The sequence below is a fragment of the Rhodococcus sp. NPDC059968 genome (genome assembly GCF_042738615.1).
In the GTDB taxonomy this organism is placed as follows: Bacteria; Actinomycetota; Actinomycetes; order Mycobacteriales; family Mycobacteriaceae; genus Rhodococcus_F.
This window is the reverse complement of sequence record NZ_JBHWUE010000001.1, coordinates 199,014-215,030: the sequence shown is the minus strand read 5'-3', so window position 1 is coordinate 215,030 and position 16,017 is coordinate 199,014. Positions and strand designations below refer to the sequence as shown.

Below are 16,017 nucleotides of genomic sequence, written 5' to 3'. Positions count from 1 at the left end.
TCTCGTTCGACCATCAAGGAGTACACGACATGACCACCACGACGCCTCCGGTTTCCGGACCCCGCCACGTGTCGGCGCCCCGCGGCACCGAACTGACGACACTCGGCTGGCAGCAAGAAGGCGCCCTGCGCATGCTGATGAACAACCTCGACCCCGAGGTCGCCGAGCATCCCGACTCCCTCGTCGTCTACGGCGGCACCGGCAAGGCCGCGCGCAGCTGGGAGGCGTTCGACGCGATGGTCCGGACGTTGAAGACCCTGAAGTCCGACGAGACGATGCTGGTGCAGTCCGGAAAGCCGGTCGGCGTGTTCCGCACCAGCGAATGGGCTCCCCGCGTCCTCCTCGCGAACTCGAACCTGGTGGGCGACTGGGCCAACTGGGAGGAGTTCCGCAAGCTCGACGCCCTCGGCCTGATCATGTACGGGCAGATGACGGCCGGGTCGTGGATCTACATCGGCACCCAGGGCATCCTGCAGGGCACGTACGAGACGTTCGGCGCGGTCGGCCGGAAGCGCTTCGGCGGCTCGCTCGCCGGCACCATCACGTTGACCGCGGGACTCGGCGGCATGGGCGGCGCCCAGCCCCTCGCCGTGACGATGAACGACGGCGTCGCGATCTGCGTCGACTGCGACGTCACCCGCATCGACCGCCGGATCGCGCACAAGTACCTCGACACCAAGGCCACCGACATCCACGACGCCCTGCGTCTCGCGATCGAGGCCCGCGACGCGAAGCGCCCACTGTCTATCGGCCTCGAAGGCAACGCCGCGGAGATCTTCCCCGAACTGCTCGCCATGAACGCCCCCATCGACATCGTCACCGACCAGACGTCGGCGCACGACCCGCTGTCGTACCTGCCGCTCGGGATCGATTTCGCCGACATGAAGGCGATGGCCGACAAGGACCCGGCGAAGTTCACCGAGGACTCCCGGGCGTCGATGGCACGGCACGTCGCGGCGATGGTCGGCTTCCTCGACAAGGGCGCCGAGGTGTTCGACTACGGCAACTCCATCCGTGACGAGGCCCGCAAGGCCGGCTACTACCGCGCGTTCGACTTTCCCGGATTCGTGCCCGCCTACATCCGTCCGCTGTTCGAGGAGGGCCTCGGCCCGTTCCGCTGGGCCGCGCTGTCGGGCGATCCGAAGGACATCGCCGCCACCGACAAGGCGATCCTCGAACTGTTCCCCGAGAACGAGCACCTGAAGCGCTGGATCACGATGGCGGGCGAGAAGGTGGCGTTCGAGGGTCTGCCCGCACGCATCTGCTGGCTCGGCTACGGCGAACGGCACAAGGCCGGCCTGAAGTTCAACGAAATGGTGGCGTCCGGCGAGCTGTCCGCGCCCGTCGCCATCGGCCGCGACCACCTCGATTCCGGATCCGTGGCCTCCCCGTACCGCGAGACCGAGTCGATGCTCGACGGCTCCGACGCGATCGCCGACTGGCCGCTGCTCAACGCACTCGTCAACACCGCGTCGGGAGCGTCGTGGGTGTCCATCCACCAGGGCGGCGGCGTCGGCATGGGACGGTCCATCCACGCCGGTCAGGTGTGCATCGCAGACGGCACCGACCTGGCCGCCGAGAAGCTGGAGCGGGTCCTGACCAACGATCCCGGCATGGGCGTCATCCGGCACGTCGACGCCGGATACGACCACGCGATCGATGTCGCCAAGGAGCGCGGCGTGCGCGTGCCGATGTCCGAAGGATGACCGCAGGCCCGAGCGACCGTATTTTCGAACCACTGGAAGGAACAGCAGTGACAGCGAACACCTCCCGCTCCACAGTGCTGACCGGCATCGGCACCCTGGTGACCAACGACCCGACAGTGGGGGAAGGTCCGCTCGGGCTGATCCGCGACGCCGCCGTCGTCTTCGACGGCGGCGTGGTGGCCTGGGTCGGCAGCGCCGACTCGGCGCCGGCCGGGGATATCGGGCACGATCTCGACGGCCGGGCGGTGCTGCCTGGCTTCGTGGAGAGCCACTCGCACCTCGTGTTCGGCGGGGAGCGCGCGGAGGAATTCGCGGCGCGCATGGCGGGCCAGCCGTACGCGGCGGGTGGCATCCGCAACACGATCGAGGCGACACGGAACGCGACCGACGAGGAACTCGAGGCGAACACGCGGCGACTGCTGGACGAGTCCCTGCGGTCGGGCAGCACTACCGTGGAGTGCAAGACCGGGTACGGGCAGACGGTCGCGCACGAACTGCGCAGCACGAAGATCGCGGCGTCCCTCACCGACGAGGTGACGCTGCTCGCCGCTCACGTTCCGCCGCCGGAATACGCGGGGCGGGCCGACGACTACGTCGCCATGGTGTGCTCGGAGATGATCGATGCCTGTGCACCGCAGGCGAAATGGATCGACGTGTTCTGTGAGACCGGCGCGTTCGACCGCGATCAGGCACACGCCGTTCTCACCGCCGGGATGGCGAAGGGGCTCATCCCCCGCGTCCACGGCAACCAGCTCCGTGAGGGCCCCGGAGTCCAGCTCGCCGTCGAACTGGGGGCCGCGTCCGTCGACCACGTCTGCTACACCACGCAGGCCGACATCGACGCGCTCGCGCAGAGTTCGACGGTGGCCACTCTCCTGCCCGGCGCGGATTTCTCGACCCGGAACAAGTACCCGGACGCCCGGGCCCTGCTCGACGCGGGTGTCACGGTGGCGCTCGGTGCCGATTGCAACCCCGGCACCAGCTACACCACCAGCCTGCCGTTCTGCATCTCGATCGCGGTGCGGGACATGCACATGACCCCGGACGAAGCCATCTGGGCGGCGACCGCGGGCGGTGCCCGCGCGCTGCAACGTGCCGACGTCGGGGTCCTGCGTCCCGGAGCGCGGGCCGACGCCCTCGCCCTGGACGCGCCGTCGTACCTACACTTGGCCTACCGGCCCGGCGTCCCCCTGGTCAGCGATGTGTGGCGGGGCGGTGAACTCGCCTGGTCCGCGCACACCGGTCACGAGAAAGCGAGGGCCCTGCGATGATGGAGAACCTGCTGATTCCCCCACCCCCCTGGATCGGCAGAGTGGACGGCACGTCGAGTCACCACCTCCGCTGGCACCAGGCGGTGACGCCTCTTCACGACGGCTCCGAGCCCGGCGCCTGCGTGCTCGTCGGCTTCTCGAGCGACGAGGGCGTCGAGCGGAACAAGGGACGTCGCGGGGCGGCCCGCGGCCCGGACGCGCTGCGGGGCGCGCTGTCGTCGATGGCGCTCGCCGAGCCGCTCCGCGTGTACGACGCCGGCACCGTCGCGGTCACCGACAATCGTCTCGAAGCCGGGCAGGAGGCGCTCGGCGCCGTGGTCGCAGCGACCCTCGACGCCGGCCAGTTCCCGTTGGTCCTCGGCGGCGGCCACGAGGTGGCCTTCGGGACGTACCTCGGTCTGGCGCAGGCATCGGTCCGGACCCCGGCCAGACGGATCGGGATCCTGAACCTGGACGCCCACTTCGACCTGCGGTCCGATCCGGTCCCGAGTTCGGGCACCCCGTTCCGGCAGATCCTCGAGCGGGAGCATGCAGCGGGCACCACCCTGCAGTACTCCGTGCTCGGCATCAGCCAGCCGAGCAACACCACCGCACTGTTCGACACCGCACGCGGGTACGGGGTCCGGTACCTCCTGGACGACGACTGCTCGGTCTCCGACCGGCACCGGGTGGCCGTCTTCGTCAGCGAGTTCCTGTCGGACGTCGATCTCGTCTACCTCACCATCGACCTCGACGTCCTTCCCGCCGCGGTCGCACCGGGAGTGAGCGCTCCCGCCGCGTACGGTGTTCCGGCGGAGACGATCCAATTCGTGTGCGATGCGGTCGCCGCCAGCGGAAAACTCGCGGTGTGCGATGTGGCCGAGCTCAATCCGTCGTTCGACGTCGACAACCGCACTGCCCGTACCGCCGCCCGGTTGATCCATCGGATCGTCACGAAACGCATTCCGATCGCGGGCTGAGGTCACCCGGGGAGCGTCCGCTCAGCCCTCCGGCAGCACTGCGCGCAGACGGGTGACGAACGCGGCGGGGTCGTGGGCGAAGCCGATGTGGTCGCCGGGGAACAGGGTGGGCTCGACGCCCAGTTCGGTGGCGAGCGCCCGCGATGTTCGGTCGCAGAGTTGGCCACCCGACTCCTCGCCGATACCAACCACGACGCGGGTGGGCGCCGAGCGCAGGGCGGTGATGTCGGGGCACCAGCGGGTGGTCGGTCGCAGCATGTGCGCGTGCTGGAAGTAGTCGTCCGCTTCGGTCCGCGCATCCCGTTCGCCCGCGAACATCTGCTGGAACGCCTCCTCGGGCAGGTGGATGTTCGCCAGAGCCAGGAACTTCCTCCACGCCCCCACGACGTCCCCGGCGAGGTGGGTGTCGATGATCTCGTCGGTTTTCACACGCAGCTGCTCACGGTCGTCGAGCAATTCGTCCAGCGGCGGCTCGTGGGCGATCACGGTGTGGACCAGCTCGGGATGCGCCTGCACGAGCGCGAGCGCGCTGACGGCGCCGCCGCTGGAGCCGAACACCACGGCAGGGCCTGCATCGAGGTGCATCAGGAGCCGGGCGAGGTCGTCGGCGCGCATCTCGGGGGTCGAATCCCGGTCGCGATCGTCGACCGGGCTGCGGTGGATGCCCCGCGGATCCGTCGTAAGCACGGTGTATTCGGATGAGAGCAGATCGGCCGCGGGCGCGAAGGAGTCGGCGTCCATCGGGGCGCCGACGAGCACCACAACGGGGCCCGTGCCCCGTACCTCGTAGTACAGCCTGGCACCGGGGACGTCGAGGGTCCGGGCATGGGCGGTGGCGGTCGATGTGGGTTTCATCGAGTTCTCCTCGTTCGGGGCGGTGATTCTCGGTCACAGGTAGGACCGCCGCCGACGGGCAGAATCATCGGTCGTCGAGGAAAATTTCTTCCCCAGACCTGGTACGGCGTCCAGGATCCGCAGGAATCGTGGGCGTACCACTGGAAGCACGCGCGCCTTGATGACAGGATATATCCACGCGAACGGGATCTCGATGTGAGGTCCCGGGCGGCAACTGCAGGGAGTGAACGGTATGGCGCAGGGTGTTGTGAAGTGGTTCAACAGCGAGAAGGGCTTCGGATTCATAGCGCCGGACGACGGCAGCGCGGATGTGTTCGTTCACTACTCCGAGATCTCGGGCAGCGGCTACAAGTCGCTCGAGGAGAACCAGCGGGTGGAATTCGAGGTCGGACAGGGCCAGAAGGGCCCGCAGGCCCAGAATGTCCGGGCCGTCTGACCGACGCCCCGATGACACTGTGACGACGAGGTCGCACCCGAGCGGTGCGGCCTCGTTGTCGTAGTCGGCCCCGGGACAGTTATCTCGAGAGGCCGAAGCTTCCCACCTGGTTGCCGTTGACATACACGGCCCCGGTGTAGGTCCCGTCTGCGTTGGGGGAAATCCTGTCGGTCAGGAACCCCAGACCTGATGGGCTGTGATCGATGACGGTGTCTCCGTTCCCGTCCTGCGAGGTTGTGCCCGCGAGTCCGGTCAGGCCGAACGCGAAGTTGTTGACGACCGTGCCGCCCTGGAACGTCTTGCCCTTCCAGATCAACCCACCCACCGGCGCGGTGGTCGTTCCCTGATAGTGCCGGACGGTGTGCGCTGCCCGTCCGTGGTCGAGTACCCGGTCCCGTGCCGTGAACACCGGCACCCCTGGACAAATTCGGCGTTCTCCTTCATAGTCGATATGCCACCAAGTGGCATTGCTATTTCACTAGATGGCAATCTCGATCTTCCGACAGGAGTTCCCGTGACCGATCAGCTGCTCGATGCCGCCGAGTTTCGCTCCACCGTGCGCGCGTTCGCCAACCGTGAGATCCACCCCGGCGCGGCTTTCCGTGACGAGACGCGGGAGTTTCCGGCGGAGTTGGTGAAGCGACTGGGCGAACAGGACCTGATGGGCATCTCGGTGCCCGAGGAGTTCGGCGGACTGGGCCTGTCCACCAAGACACAGCTGATCGCCATCGAGGAGGTGGCCCGCACCGATGCCGCCCTCGCCTCGATCTACACCGCGCACTACCTGGGGCTCGAGCCGATCCTCGTCGGTGGAACCGAGGAACAGAAGCGCCGGTGGCTGCCCCGGCTCGCGTCCGGCGAACTGCTCGCCGGGTTCGCCCTCACCGAACCGGACGCCGGCTCCGACATCGCCTCGATGCGCACGACGGCGCGGCGCGAGGACGACGGGTGGCACCTGTCCGGTTCGAAGACGTACATCTCCAATGCCAAGGAGGCCGACCTGGTCGTCCTCTTCGCCAAGACCGATCCGTCCGCGGGCTTCCGCGGCATCACCGCGTTCGTCCTCCCCCAGGGCACTCCCGGCGTGAGTTACTCCGAGCCCCAGGACAAGCTGGGCATCCGGTCTGCTCCCACGTACACCGTCTACCTCGACGACGTGGCGCTCCCCCACGACGCCATGGTGGGAACGGAGGGCCGCGGCGGCAACATCGCGCTCACCGCCCTCAACCGGGCCCGCATCGACGTGGCCGCGATGGCCAACGGAATTGCCCTGCGTGCTTGGGAACTGGGCCGCTCCTATGCGGCGGAGCGCAAGCAGTTCGGACACCCCATCGCCGAGTTCCAGGCGATTCAGCTGCTGCTGGGTGCGTGCGACGCGCAGCTCGTCGCGTCCCGCGTCACCGCGGACTGGGCGGCGGACGTGAAGGATGCCGGGGCCGATCTGCGCCGCGCCGCGTCCGTGTCGAAGTACGTGGCCACGGAGGCCTGCTTCTCGATCGTCGACCAGACCGTGCAGATTCACGGCGGCGCCGGTTTCATGCGCGAATCCGAGATCGAACGCCTCTACCGCGACTGCCGGATCCTCCGGATCTTCGAGGGCACCTCGCAGATCCAGCTGCTCACCATCGCCTCCAACGCGCCCTCCCCGCGCTCGACCGAATTCTGAGAAGGGTCCCTCATGCCTACCCTGCCTCCCCTCGACGGCATCCGCGTCGTCGATCTCTCCCGCGTCCTGGCCGGACCGTACTGCACGGCGCTGCTCGCGGACGCCGGCGCCGACGTCGTCAAGATCGAGCCCGCCACCGGCGAGGACTCGCGGCACCTGGGCCCGTTCCGCGATGGCGAGAGCATCTATTTCAACGTGCTGAACCGCGGAAAACGTTCGCTGGCACTCAATCTCAAGGACGAAGCGGAACGGAAGGTGCTGTTCGACCTCCTCGACACGGCGGACGTTCTCGTCGAGAATTTCCGGCCCGGCGTGACCGCCCGGCTCGGCATCGACTACGACACCGTCCACGCCCGCAACCCCCGGCTCGTCTACGCGTCCATCTCCGGTTTCGGGCAGGACGGGCCGCTCGCGGGTTCGGCCGCGTACGACCTCGTCGTGCAGGCGATGTCGGGGATCATGAGCATCACCGGTTCCCCAGAATCCGGTCCGACCCGGCTCGGCGAATCGTTCGGCGACCTCGTCGCGGGACTGTTCGCGGCGTGGGGCATCAGCTCCGCCCTGGTCGGCACCCGGGCATCGGGTGTGGGGCAGCACCTCGACGTCGCCATGTTCGACAGCATGCTGGCCATGCTCCCCACCGCGCACAGCCAGTTGCAGGCGTCGGGGGTTGCGCCGGCAGGCGTGGGCAATCGCCATCCCGTCTCCACCCCGTTCGACACGTACCGGGCGTCGGACGGCCTGTTCGTCCTCGCCGTCGCCAGCCAGTCCGGATTCGAGAAGCTCGCACACACCATGGACCGTGCAGATCTTCTCGGCGACGACCGTTTCGCGGACGACACCTCGCGCACCGATCACGAACCCGCCCTGCGCGCAGAGATCGAGATCTGGGCGAAGGACAAGACGGTCGCCGAGGTGGTCGCAGTCCTCGGCGCGGCCGGACTGGCGAGCTCGGAGATCTGGAACGTGGAACAGGCGTTGTCGTCCGAGCAGAGCCGGCACCGGGGACTCGTGGAGTCGTTCGATCATCCGGTCGCGGGAACCATCGACTACGTCCGGCAGCCGGTCGTGTTCGGCGACAGCGCGCGCCCCGGGGTCTGCCGCAGCCCGCTGCTCGACGAACACCGGCAGCCCCTGCTGTCCGAGATCGCGTCGCGGTAGATTCACGCCGACACCCGCGACCGTCAGGAGACGACCCATGGCCCCCGGAGATGTGACCCGCAGCGCGAGCCGCACCTTCGAACTGCTCGGCGCGATCACCGAGCAGGGCGGGTTGACGCTCGGCGACGCCGCCAAAGCCGCCGGTCTCGCCACGAGTACCGCGCTGCGCCTGATCCGCAGTATGGAGCAGAGCGAGTTCCTGGTCCGCGGCGACGACAACGTCTACCGGGCCGGACCGCGACTTCTCCAGATCGGCGCCCGGGCGATCAGCGACAACCAGCTGCTGTCCCGGGCCCGGCCCGCGATGGTCGCGATCGCGGAGGGAACCCGCGAATCCACCTACCTGTCGACCCACGGCCCGAAGGGCACCGCCCTATATCTCGCGCAAATCGAGGGCACCCACGCGATCCGGCACATGGGATGGGTGGGACAGACGGTGCCGCTCGAGGGCACGGCCGTCGGCGCCGCGCTGCGGGGCGACCTGCAGAGCGAGGGATACGCGATCGCCCACGAGACCATCGAGAACCAGTCGACGGGTGTCGCGGCCCCCATCTACGACGCGGTGGGGCGGATCGTGGGCGCGCTCAGCGTCATCGGGCCGACGTTCCGCCTCGACGACGCACTCTGCGCGCAGCACGGCCTCGTTCTCGTCGAGCGTTGCCGTGCGCTGTCGGCCGAACTGGGCTCCCCGGCCCCCTGAGCAGCGGTCAGCTACCCATGCTGGTCCGCACGAACTCACGGAACGTGAGGACCATCGGTTCGCGGGCCCGGCCCCGCCGGTAGATCAGCGAGAACGGCGCCTGATAACCGAACGACGCCGGCAGGATCGGGCGCAGCCGGTTCCGGTCGACCCAGTACTCCGCGTAGTGCTCGGGCAGGTAGCCGATGTAGGCGCCGGACAGCACGAGGATGAGCTGCGCCTCCATGTTCTCCACCGTCGCCGACGGCTGGGGAAACCCCTGGCGTGCGAGTTCCTGCTCGGACCAGTAGCCGCGGGTCACCATCCTCTGTTGCGTGATGACCTCCGGCGGCACTCGCTTCCTGCCGAACAGCGGATGCTTGTCGCTGCAGTACAGCCAGTGCTGCTCCCGGTGCAGCGCCTGGGAGACGAGGCCGTTCATCGGCGAGGCGAACGCGCCGACCGCGACGTCGATCCGATCGTCGAGCACGCCGACCTGCAGCTCGTGCGGGGTCTGGATCTTCAGGTCGAGGTAGACGGCGGGGTGGTCCTTGCTGAACACGCCGATCACGTCGGCGAGCGGCAGGGTGGCGTCGGTGACGGTGGAATCGAGAACGCCGATGGTGAGGGTGCCCCGGAGCTCCCCCTGCAGCGCGGCGCCGTAGCGTTCGAAGCCCTCGAGTTCGCCGAGGATGCGCAGGCATTCCTTGTGGTAGAGCTCGCCCTTGCTGGTGAGGCCGAATCCGCCCCGGCCGCGATGGCACAGCACGATGCCGAGGTGGCGTTCGAGCTGGCTCATGTAGGTGCTGATCGCGGAGGCGGACAGTCCGAGTTCCTGCTGCGCGGGCGCGAACCCCTGGTGGCGGACGACGGCCGCGAAGATCTGAAGGAGCTTCAGATCGGGCAGCGAGCTGCGCATCGCACTCCTCCGGCGGGGTCGAAAACAGGGTGTGAGCTGGCTCGCACCATTACTTCACGATTTTCTGAAGTGATTATTTGTATCAAGTGATTTATTTCACGTCAATGTTCTCCTACCGTCTAGGGCAACGGTCTGACGAGACCGGCACCGACGGGACCACCGCGCCCGTCATCACCGATCCGCTAGGACACGTGAAGGACGCATCATGGACATCACCATCATCCTGATCTACCTGGGCGCAATGCTCGCGTTCGGCTGGTGGGGCAAACGCCGGGCGAGCAACTCCAGCGAATACCTCGTCGCCGGCCGCCGCCTCGGCGGATTCCTCTACACCAGCACGATGGCGGCGGTCGTCATCGGCGGCGCCTCCACCGTCGGTGGCGTCGGCCTCGGCTACAAGTACGGCATCTCCGGAATGTGGCTGGTCGTGTCGATCGCCGCCGGCGTACTCCTGCTCAGCCTGCTCTTCGCCGCACGGATCCAGCGCCTCAAGGTCTATACCGTCTCCGGGATGCTCAAACTCCGGTACGGCATCGACGCCACCGGTGCGTCCGGCCTCGTCATGATGGCGTACACCCTCATGCTCACCGTCACCTCCACGATCGCCTACGCCACCATCTTCAACGTGCTGTTCGGCTTCGACCGGACCCTGTCGGTGGTCCTCGGCGGCCTCATCGTCGTGGCCTACTCCGCGATGGGCGGCATGTGGTCGATCACGCTCACCGACGTCGTCCAGTTCGTCATCAAGACCATCGGCGTCTTCGTCCTGCTTCTCCCGTTCACGTGGAGCAAGGCGGGCGGCTACGCCGGTATCAAGGAGCGCGTGGGCGAACAGGCACTCGGGCTCGGCACCATCGGCACCGGCACCATCGTCACGTTCTTCGTCGTCTACACCCTCGGCATCCTCATCGGACAGGACATCTGGCAGCGCGTGTTCACCGCGAAGTCGCCCGAGGTCGCACGGTGGGGCGGCGTCACCGCCGGCGTCTACTGCCTGCTGTACGGCGTCGCGGGCGCTCTGATCGGGCTGGCCGCGTCGGCCCTCATGCCCGACATCGGATCGTCCGACGACGTGTACGCCGACGTCGCCGTCCACGTCCTGCCCGTCGGCCTCAGCGGCATCGTCCTCGCCGCCGCGGTGGCCGCGATGATGTCGACCGCGTCCGGCGCGCTGATCGCCACCGCCACGGTCGCCCGGCAGGACGTCCTTCCGCTGGTCGCCCAGATCTTCGGCCGCACACGGCCCGAACTCGACACGTCCGACCCGGAAGCCGACGTGCGCGGCAACCGCCTCTACGTGATCGTGATCGGCCTCGTCAGCATCGTGGTCGCCGCACTCATCAACGACATCGTCTCCGCGCTGACGATCGCCTACGACATCCTGGTCGGCGGACTCCTCGTCCCCATCCTCGGTGGACTGGTCTGGAAGCGCGCCACGGGAACCGCGGCCATGGCAGCCATGGCGGTGGGCACCGTGGCGACCATCGCGACAATGTTCGTCGTCGGCGACGTCATGGCGAACGAGCCGGTGTACGTCGGGCTCGTCAGCGCTCTCGTGGTGTTCGTGGCCACCAGCCTGTTCACCGAACCCACCCCGGCGAACGTGATGTCCGTATGGAACGCACGAGTGTCGGGAAAGGACGAGGAAGATCCGGTTCCGGTCCCGGCACCGAGCGTCGCGAGCACATCGACACCGAGCGTTGCGAGCACCTCGACACCGATAGCCTGAGTGACACCGGCGCACGAGGGTGAGTGCGCATGAGCGGGAGGAAAGATCGTGCCGAAGATCGTCGACCACGACGAGCGGAGACTGGCGCTCGCCGACGCCGTTCTCGCGTTGATCGCCCGGGAGGGGATCTCCGCCGTCACCACACGAGCGGTGGCGGAGGAGAGCGGGTGGTCGACCGGAGTGTTGAACCACTACTTCGGGTCCCGGCACGAACTGCTCCTCGCGGCGCTTCGCCGGGCCGGCGACATCCAGGGCGACCTGTACCGCACGATTCTCGACGAGGAGGGCGCCGGCCCGATCGAGAAGCTGCGGAACATCACCGCCAGCATCCTGCCGCTCGACGAACGCCGACTGGCGATGACCCGGGTGTTCCTGTTCTTCTACGCGGAGGGTGCGGCCGAGGAAACGGCGCGCGGTGAGATCGCGGCCTTCCTCGCCCGCTGGCGGGGCGTCGTGCGCGAGTCGGTCGTCGCCGCGCAGCGGGAGGGCACCGTCTCCGCCGACCTCGACGCGGACGCCGTCACCGTCGCGCTGGTGGCACTGACCGACGGTCTTGCATTGCAGGCCATCCTGGATCCCGTCGTCATGGAGGCGATCAGCGCGGAGGACGCGGCCGCCCGCTGCGTCGACGCCGCCGTACGACGGACCACCGAAGAAGCGGGGGCAGTAGGCTGATGACCGACCGCGTCGTCGTCGTCGACGACTTCATTCCGGCCGAAGCACTGTCCGATTCGCTTGCCGCCGCAGGTATTTCCGCGGACGTCGTGCACCAGTCCGAGTTCCCGTCCGGCCCGGGCGTCATCGCCCTGCTCGTGGGCCCGGAGAACACCGGACTCGAGCCCCGTCACCTGTCGGACCTCCCGGACCTGCGACTGCTCTCGGCCACGTCCGCCGGGTACGACCACCTGCCGGTGTCGGCGGCCCACGAACGCGGCCTGTGGGTCACGCGGGCAGTGGACTACTGCACCGAGGAGGTCGCGGACCACGCGCTCGCGCTCACCCTCGGACTGCTCCGATCCACCCACGCACTCGACCGCTCCGTGCATGCGGGCGGGTGGGACGTCAGCGCCGCGCCGCCGCGGCGCATCGCGGGAACCGTGCTGGGCCTCTACGGTTTCGGCCGGATCGCCGGCGCTTTCGCGCTGCGCGCCCGAGCCGTGGGGATGACCGTGCTCGTCAGCGGCCGCGGGTTGGGCGACCGCGCCGGGGAACTCGCTGCCGAGGGCATCGAGGTGGTCGGGTTCGAGGAACTGCTGCGCCGCTCCGACGTGCTGAGCCTGCACGTTCCCCTGACTCCCGAGACGCGGGGTCTGATCGACGAGCGCGCGCTGTCGACGATGAAGCGCGGCGGGTATCTGGTGAACGTCTCCCGCGGCGGACTCGTCGACCACGACGCGCTCGGAGCCGCACTGCGCAGGGGACACCTCGCCGGCGCGGCCGTCGATGTTCTTCCGAACGAACCTCCCGCACAGGATGATCCGATCCTGCAGATACCGAACCTCGTGATCACCCCGCACGCCGCGTGGTACTCACCGCAGGTCGCGCAGACGCTGGCGCAGCAGTCGGCGCGCAATGTCGCGGCGGTCCTGACGGGCACATCCCCGGTGGGAGTCGTTGCCGCACCGAGGATGTGATCGCCTCTGCCAGTTCTTGTAAGCCTCTGTCAGTCCTTGTAATCGGGGGCGGTGCGGTCCAGCATCCGCAGCAGCGCCGCCCACGCCATCTCGTAGGCCTGATCGTCGGTGTAGTCGTCCGTGGCCTCGCCGGCGAACTGCCGCGCGGTGTGCTCGGCGATCTCGGGCGACGGAACGCGCAGTTCACCCGATGCCTGGGCGGCGATCTGGATGTCACACGCCTTCTCCAGATAGAACATTCGCAGAAAAGCCTCGGCGGCGGATTCGCCCACGGTGAGCAGTCCGTGATTGCGCAGGATCATCGCCGGGTGGTCGCGGAGATCCTCGACCAACCGCACGCGTTCGGCGGTGTTGAGGGCGATGCCCTCGTAGTCGTGGTAGCCGACCCGGTTGTAGAACTCCATCGAGATCTGGTTCAGCGGCAGCAGTCCGTGCTCCTGCGCGGCCACCGCGCACCCGGCCTTCGTGTGGGTGTGCAGCACGCACTGCGCGTCCGTCCGGGCCTCGTGAATCGCGCCGTGGATCACGAATCCCGCAGGGTTGACGTGATATTCGGATGGTTCGACGAGTTCGCCGTCGAGTCCGATCTTCACCAGGTTGGACGCGGTGATCTCTTCGAAGAGCAGACCGTACGGGTTGATGAGGAAGTGATGTTCGGGTCCGGGAAGCCGGACCGAGACGTGCGTGAAGATGAGGTCGGTCATCTTGAAATGCGCGAGCAGGCGGTACACCGCCGCGAGTTCACGACGCAGTTCCGCCTCGGTCTTCGCCGGGCTCGTTCGGCCCTGCGACGTAACGGTGGGTGCACTCATGCGGGATCTCCTTGATCACCGAAGGGATTTCGGCTTAAATATATCAACTGATTTATTTAAGTGCCAGCCCTTTGGCTCAGTCGAGCCGCCCACCCAGCATGCCCCGCAGCGAGCGCAGGCAGAGTTCACGTAGCTCACCCTCGGCGATCGACGGGTGGTCGAGCCAGTCCATGCAGACGGCGCGGACGAAAGCGATCCATCCGCGCACCGCGACACCGACGAGTTCCCGCTCGCTGCCGGGGGGATCGAGCGCGTCGACGATGCGGCGCTGCTGGGCGTCGAGTTCCCGGTCGACGATGGCCCGGATGTCGGCGTCGGCCGACAGCGCGCCGCGGTTGATGGCCCGGACTCCGTGCCGGTGGCTCGCGACGTGCTCGAAGTACGCGTCGAGGCCGGCCGCGACCTGTTCCTCGACGGGGAGTGTGGAGTCGGGGGCCGTCACGTCGAGCAGTCGTTCGGATTCGCGTTCGACGATCGCGGCGAAGAAATCCCGCTTCGTCGGGAAGTAGTGGTACATCAATCCGCGCGACACCTCGGCGAGTTCCGCGACCTCCTCGATCCACACGTCCTCGTACGGGCGGTCCGCGAACAGCCGCGCGCCGATGTCGAGCAACTGCGCGCGCCGCTGCTCCGGGGCGAGTCGTCGGCGGGCGCTGGTCATGCCAGTCACCGTACTGCTTGACACCGGTTCAGTAAGGCGTACCTTGCGTACTAGACATCAATTCAGTAACGCGGGCCACATCGACACGGGGGTCGACAATGAGCGTCGAATCACTGCACACCACGGCGGAGGCGACCATCCCGCATCCTCGATGGCGGCTTCCCGTCGTCGGCGACGTCTTCGGGATCAGCATCCGCACCCCCGTGCAGAATTCGATGGAGATCGGCAGAAGACTCGGGCCGATCTTCGAGCGCAACGTTCTCGGCAATCGGTTCGTGTTCGCGTCCGGTGCAGACATGGTCGCGGAGCTCTCCGACGAATCCCGGTTCGCGAAGCACCTGGCGCCCGGCGTCGCGTCCCTGCGCGAGGTCGGCGGCGACGGGTTGTTCACCGCCTACAACCACGAGCCGAACTGGAGCAAGGCGCACAACCTCCTCGCCCCGGCATTCGCGAAATCGGCGATGCGGTCGTATCACCGCACGATGCTGGATGTCGCCGGCGAACTGACGGAGCACTGGGACGAACGCGTGGACGGCACCCCCGTCGACGTCTCCTCCGACATGACGAAGCTGACGCTCGAGACCATCGGCCGCACCGGTTTCAGCTATTCCTTCGACTCGTTCAGACGCGAGCGGCCGCACCCGTTCGTGCAGGCAATGGTCGGCGCGCTGAGCCATTCGCAGCGCACCACGTTCGTGAAGTCCAGCGCGCTCGGACGCCTGCTGACGCGACGGTCGGATCGACGCAACGTCGCCAACCTGGAACACATGGCCGAGGTCGTCGACGAGGTGATCCGTGCCCGCCGCGACAGCGCCGAGGCCGGCCCCGAGGACCTGCTCGAACTCATGCTGCGGGCAGCGCGCGAGGACGACCCCGATCGGATCGACGAATTGAATATTCGCCATCAGGTGGTGACGTTCCTGGTCGCGGGGCACGAAACCACGTCCGGTGCGCTGTCGTTCGCCCTGTACTACCTGTCGCGGCACCCCGACGTCCTCGCGAAGGCGCAGGCGGAGGTCGATGCGATCTGGGGCGACGAGGAGCCTGCGTTCGAGCAGATCGCGAAGCTCCGCTACGTGCGCCGCGTGCTCGACGAATCGTTGCGACTGTGGCCGACGGCCCCCGCGTACGGCAGGGAGGCGACCGTCGACACGACCCTCGTCGGCAAGTACCCGATGAAGGTCGGCGACTGGGTTCTCGTCCTCATCCCCGCCCTGCACCGCGACCCCGTATGGGGCGACGATCCCGAGGCGTTCGATCCCGACCATTTCCTGCCCGAGCGCATCAGGTCCCGCCCCGCCCACGTGTACAAGCCGTTCGGGACCGGCGAGCGCGCCTGCATCGGACGACAGTTCGCACTCCACGAGGCGGTCCTGGTTCTCGGCACGATCCTGCGTCGATACGACATCGTGGGCGACCCCGGCTACCGGCTGAAGGTCGCCGAGCGGCTCACCCTCATGCCCGAGGGCTTCACGCTGCAGCTCCGCCGACGCTGACCGGCCCCTTGACAGGCACAAAGTGAGAGTTAC

Annotated in this window: 16 protein-coding genes; 11 read left to right on the top strand and 5 right to left on the bottom strand. The window is 67.9% G+C overall.

Features of this window, described 5'->3' with window-relative positions; genetic code table 11:
• Positions 1-29 precede the first annotated feature (29 nt).
• From hutU to hutG, 3 genes are read left to right on the top strand one after another with little or no spacing between them, the layout of a single operon-like run.
• Positions 30-1,706, top strand: coding sequence for a urocanate hydratase (gene hutU / locus ACFWAY_RS01025; RefSeq protein WP_378509563.1), 1,677 nt, complete (start codon positions 30-32; stop codon positions 1,704-1,706).
• A 47-nt stretch (positions 1,707-1,753) separates the two neighbouring features.
• A complete protein-coding gene (gene hutI, locus ACFWAY_RS01020; RefSeq protein WP_378509562.1) occupies positions 1,754-2,977 on the top strand; it encodes an imidazolonepropionase in 1,224 nt (407 codons plus the stop codon).
• A complete protein-coding gene (gene hutG, locus ACFWAY_RS01015) occupies positions 2,974-3,936 on the top strand; it encodes a formimidoylglutamase (RefSeq protein ID WP_378509561.1) in 963 nt (320 codons plus the stop codon). Before hutI ends, hutG begins: the two co-directional genes overlap by 4 nt.
• Positions 3,937-3,957: 21 nt before the next feature.
• Here the strand turns inward: hutG and ACFWAY_RS01010 are convergent, their stop codons facing one another.
• Complete coding sequence (locus tag ACFWAY_RS01010) at positions 3,958-4,791, bottom strand: alpha/beta fold hydrolase (RefSeq protein WP_378509560.1); 834 nt, start codon at positions 4,789-4,791, stop codon at positions 3,958-3,960.
• A gap of 232 nt (positions 4,792-5,023) precedes the next feature.
• Here ACFWAY_RS01010 and ACFWAY_RS01005 point away from each other — a divergent pair, with 232 nt between their 5' ends.
• A complete protein-coding gene (locus ACFWAY_RS01005; RefSeq protein ID WP_005244612.1) occupies positions 5,024-5,227 on the top strand; it encodes a cold-shock protein in 204 nt (67 codons plus the stop codon).
• A gap of 79 nt (positions 5,228-5,306) precedes the next feature.
• Here ACFWAY_RS01005 and ACFWAY_RS01000 read toward each other — a convergent pair whose 3' ends face one another.
• A complete protein-coding gene (locus ACFWAY_RS01000; protein WP_378509559.1) occupies positions 5,307-5,636 on the bottom strand; it encodes a hypothetical protein in 330 nt (109 codons plus the stop codon).
• 105 nt (positions 5,637-5,741) lie between these two features.
• On the opposite strand from ACFWAY_RS01000, the gene ACFWAY_RS00995 reads away from it, so the two are divergent.
• Genes ACFWAY_RS00995 through ACFWAY_RS00985 form a run of 3 tightly spaced genes read left to right on the top strand, consistent with a single transcriptional unit; the run spans position 5,742 to position 8,754 of the window.
• Positions 5,742-6,893: an acyl-CoA dehydrogenase family protein gene (locus ACFWAY_RS00995; protein ID WP_378509558.1), complete on the top strand. Its 1,152-nt coding sequence runs from the start codon at positions 5,742-5,744 to the stop codon at positions 6,891-6,893.
• Positions 6,894-6,905: 12 nt separating this feature from the next.
• Positions 6,906-8,054: a CaiB/BaiF CoA transferase family protein gene (locus ACFWAY_RS00990; protein WP_378509557.1), complete on the top strand. Its 1,149-nt coding sequence runs from the start codon at positions 6,906-6,908 to the stop codon at positions 8,052-8,054.
• 37 nt (positions 8,055-8,091) lie between these two features.
• Positions 8,092-8,754 carry an IclR family transcriptional regulator gene (locus ACFWAY_RS00985; RefSeq protein ID WP_378509556.1) on the top strand — a complete coding sequence of 221 codons (663 nt, stop codon included), beginning with the start codon at positions 8,092-8,094 and terminating at the stop codon, positions 8,752-8,754.
• 7 nt (positions 8,755-8,761) lie between these two features.
• On the opposite strand, the gene ACFWAY_RS00980 is transcribed toward ACFWAY_RS00985, so the two are convergent.
• Positions 8,762-9,652, bottom strand: a complete 891-nt coding sequence (locus ACFWAY_RS00980) for a LysR family transcriptional regulator (RefSeq protein ID WP_005244617.1) — start codon at positions 9,650-9,652, stop codon at positions 8,762-8,764.
• Positions 9,653-9,857: 205 nt separating this feature from the next.
• Here ACFWAY_RS00980 and ACFWAY_RS00975 point away from each other — a divergent pair, with 205 nt between their 5' ends.
• Genes ACFWAY_RS00975 through ACFWAY_RS00965 form a run of 3 tightly spaced genes read left to right on the top strand, consistent with a single transcriptional unit; the run spans position 9,858 to position 13,015 of the window.
• Complete coding sequence (locus tag ACFWAY_RS00975; protein ID WP_378450939.1) at positions 9,858-11,381, top strand: sodium:solute symporter; 1,524 nt, start codon at positions 9,858-9,860, stop codon at positions 11,379-11,381.
• 48 nt (positions 11,382-11,429) lie between these two features.
• The gene (locus tag ACFWAY_RS00970; protein WP_378509555.1) at positions 11,430-12,056 is read left to right on the top strand and encodes a TetR/AcrR family transcriptional regulator; all 627 of its coding nucleotides are present in this window, start codon (positions 11,430-11,432) and stop codon (positions 12,054-12,056) included.
• Positions 12,056-13,015, top strand: coding sequence for a C-terminal binding protein (locus ACFWAY_RS00965; protein ID WP_378509554.1), 960 nt, complete (start codon positions 12,056-12,058; stop codon positions 13,013-13,015). Before ACFWAY_RS00970 ends, ACFWAY_RS00965 begins: the two co-directional genes overlap by 1 nt.
• Positions 13,016-13,044: 29 nt before the next feature.
• On the opposite strand, the gene ACFWAY_RS00960 is transcribed toward ACFWAY_RS00965, so the two are convergent.
• Positions 13,045-13,827, bottom strand: coding sequence for a class II aldolase/adducin family protein (locus tag ACFWAY_RS00960; RefSeq protein WP_378509553.1), 783 nt, complete (start codon positions 13,825-13,827; stop codon positions 13,045-13,047).
• Between the two features lie 76 nt (positions 13,828-13,903).
• Positions 13,904-14,488, bottom strand: coding sequence for a TetR/AcrR family transcriptional regulator (locus tag ACFWAY_RS00955; RefSeq protein ID WP_378509552.1), 585 nt, complete (start codon positions 14,486-14,488; stop codon positions 13,904-13,906).
• 98 nt (positions 14,489-14,586) lie between these two features.
• Here ACFWAY_RS00955 and ACFWAY_RS00950 point away from each other — a divergent pair, with 98 nt between their 5' ends.
• On the top strand, positions 14,587-15,984 hold the full coding sequence (locus tag ACFWAY_RS00950) for a cytochrome P450 (protein WP_378509551.1): 1,398 nt from the start codon (positions 14,587-14,589) through the stop codon (positions 15,982-15,984).
• Positions 15,985-16,017 lie beyond the last annotated feature (33 nt).